The 2,758-nt window shown below is 49.4% G+C and carries 3 protein-coding genes; 1 reads left to right on the forward strand and 2 read right to left on the reverse strand.

The genetic code is table 11. From position 1 onward, the window contains the following. Positions 1-288 precede the first annotated feature (288 nt). On the forward strand, positions 289-1,704 hold the full coding sequence (gltX, locus tag EQY_RS0117840) for a glutamate--tRNA ligase (protein ID WP_000695673.1): 1,416 nt from the start codon (positions 289-291) through the stop codon (positions 1,702-1,704). Between the two features lie 50 nt (positions 1,705-1,754). Here the strand turns inward: gltX and EQY_RS0117845 are convergent, their stop codons facing one another. Both EQY_RS0117845 and EQY_RS0117850 read right to left on the reverse strand, forming a co-directional pair. Then, entirely contained in the window at positions 1,755-2,147 is a 393-nt protein-coding gene (locus EQY_RS0117845; protein WP_000826490.1) for a MerR family transcriptional regulator, read from the reverse strand. A gap of 1 nt (position 2,148) precedes the next feature. Further along, positions 2,149-2,508 carry a YfeC-like transcriptional regulator gene (locus EQY_RS0117850; protein WP_000472029.1) on the reverse strand — a complete coding sequence of 120 codons (360 nt, stop codon included), beginning with the start codon at positions 2,506-2,508 and terminating at the stop codon, positions 2,149-2,151. Positions 2,509-2,758 lie beyond the last annotated feature (250 nt).

The following is a 2,758-nucleotide window of genomic DNA, read 5'->3' on the forward strand; positions in this document are numbered from 1 at the left end:
GAGGTGCTCTCCCAGCTGAGCTAATCACCCCCGCTGTGTGGAGTCGCATTATAGGGAGAGTTGGAAATGAGTCAACGCATTTTCTAAAGAATTTGTTTGTTCGTCGTAAAATTAAGCAGGATGATCGCAAAACAGACCGCGTTGCGCAATTTCTCAACGAAAACAATAATGCATCATGTAGCAACCCGAACTACATTGAGGAATCAGGCTGGAGTGATAGAATATCGCCCACTCAATTTTTCCAGGATTTGCCGGTTGTCGGCATCTTTCTAAACGTAAGGCCATTTCATGAAAATCAAAACTCGCTTCGCGCCAAGCCCAACAGGCTATCTGCACGTTGGCGGCGCGCGTACTGCTCTTTACTCCTGGCTTTTTGCACGTAACCACGGCGGTGAGTTCGTGCTGCGTATTGAAGACACCGATCTTGAGCGTTCTACGCCGGAAGCTATCGAAGCCATTATGGATGGTATGAACTGGCTGAGTCTGGAGTGGGATGAAGGTCCGTACTATCAGACCAAACGTTTTGATCGCTATAACGCAGTTATCGATCAGATGCTGGAAGAGGGCACGGCCTATAAATGCTATTGCTCTAAAGAGCGTCTGGAAGCACTGCGTGAAGAGCAAATGGCGAAAGGTGAGAAGCCGCGTTATGACGGCCGCTGCCGCCACAGCCATGAGCATCATGCTGATGATGAACCATGTGTCGTTCGTTTTGCTAATCCGCAAGAAGGTTCTGTGGTTTTTGACGATCAGATCCGTGGTCCGATCGAGTTCAGCAACCAGGAGCTGGATGATCTGATCATCCGCCGTACCGATGGTTCTCCGACCTATAACTTCTGTGTAGTTGTCGATGACTGGGATATGGAAATCACCCATGTTATCCGTGGTGAAGACCATATCAACAACACGCCGCGCCAGATCAACATTCTTAAAGCCCTGAAAGCACCAGTGCCGGTTTATGCGCACGTTTCTATGATCAACGGCGATGATGGTAAAAAACTGTCCAAACGCCACGGTGCGGTCAGCGTAATGCAGTATCGTGATGACGGCTATCTGCCGGAAGCGTTGCTGAACTATCTGGTGCGTCTGGGCTGGTCCCACGGCGATCAGGAAATCTTCACCCGTGAAGAGATGATCAAATACTTCACCCTGAATGCCGTCAGCAAATCCGCCAGCGCGTTCAATACCGACAAGCTGCTGTGGTTGAACCATCACTACATTAACACGCTGCCGCCGGAGTATGTTGCTACCCATTTACAGTGGCACATCGAGCAGGAAAATATCGATACCCGCAACGGCCCGCAGCTGGTGGATCTGGTTAAACTGCTGGGTGAACGCTGCAAGACGCTGAAAGAGATGGCACAGAGCTGCCGTTACTTCTACGAAGATTTTGCTGAGTTCGATGCCGATGCAGCGAAAAAACATCTGCGCCCGGTAGCACGTCAGCCGCTGGAAGTAGTTCGCGACAAACTGGCCGTGATTACTGACTGGACAGCTGAAAACGTTCACCACGCTATTCAGACGACGGCGGACGAGCTGGAAGTGGGAATGGGTAAAGTTGGTATGCCGCTGCGTGTCGCCGTTACTGGTGCGGGGCAGTCTCCGGCACTGGATGTTACCGTTCACGCGATCGGCAAAGCACGTAGCATCGAGCGCATCAATAAAGCTCTGGCTTTTATTGCTGAACGCGAAAACCAGCAGTAATTAGCGCATAAAAGATAAACGGCAGGAGATAGTATCCTGCCGTTTTTTATTTATGCTGATTCGTCTATGTCGAGACGGGCAAGGAAATTACGAATCCCTTCACGTGACAAAAATTGCGCAACTTTTTCCTGCTCACTGTGAGTCATATTGTCTATTGCGCTGATGATTTGCCGATAAGCCGGAGTGCGCATACCTGGCGCGTATTCAGCAAGGGGTTCTTCGGCCTCAAGAAGCATTGGCGTATTATGGAAGGCAGGCGTGTTTTGAATAAATTCGCAAACGTGTGTGTCCAGTAGAATAAGTCTGGCGCGACCTCCTTTCACTCCGGGAAATTTTTCTGTTTTCCAGCCTTTTTCTCTAATCCAGCGGTTAACGGTTTGTTTAGCCACACCGAGGCATTCCGCCAGTTCTTCGGTGGTCATTTTATTGCGTAATCTTTTCATATTATTTGCTATTGCGAATCCCTAAGCGTTGTAATAACCCGATAATCCCTTCCCGTAGAAGCAATGATGTAAACTGTTTTTGTTCAGCCGGCGTCATCTCTTTCGCCAGCGTAGCTAACAGCACTTCAAGCGGTGCATCGCCAGACAGGGCGGGGATTTCTCCCTGACCCTCCGTGCGTTCTGCATTGCGAATATATTCACGAACCTGTTCATTGACGTGTACCAGTCGAGCCTTGCCCCCCTGGACGCCTGGTTTGGGTGATGTCGTCCAGCCTTCCTTGCGTACCCATTTATTAATGGTCTGGCGGCTATAACCGGTCAGTCTGGCAAGTTCATCTGGCGTCATCCTCTCCTTGAACATAACAATTCCCGGAATAGTTGTGGGTCTATTAAGTGTTCATTTTATAGCATCAATTTACATGAAACCGTGACATGAATAACTACTGAATGCGAGGCGTAATCCAAAAATGTTCATTTGCCTGATTTTTCAGCGATTGAAACAAGGCGCTGCAATTTGCCGTTGACACATTCGGACGGAATTCATATGATGCCGCCCGTCAACTCGACAAGCTTTACGTGACGGGGCTATAGCTCAGCTGGGAGAGCGCTTG

This window comes from Escherichia sp. TW14182, assembly GCF_000208525.1.
GTDB lineage: Bacteria > Pseudomonadota > Gammaproteobacteria > Enterobacterales > Enterobacteriaceae > Escherichia > Escherichia ruysiae.

Excerpts from the sequence above, each read along its gene's own strand:
- gltX (WP_000695673.1), top strand. The coding sequence starts at position 289 with ATGAAAATCAAAACTCGCTTCGCGCCAAGCCCAACAGGCTATCTGCAC.
- EQY_RS0117845 (WP_000826490.1), bottom strand. The coding sequence starts at position 2,147 with ATGAAAAGATTACGCAATAAAATGACCACCGAAGAACTGGCGGAATGC.
- EQY_RS0117850 (WP_000472029.1), bottom strand. The coding sequence starts at position 2,508 with ATGTTCAAGGAGAGGATGACGCCAGATGAACTTGCCAGACTGACCGGT.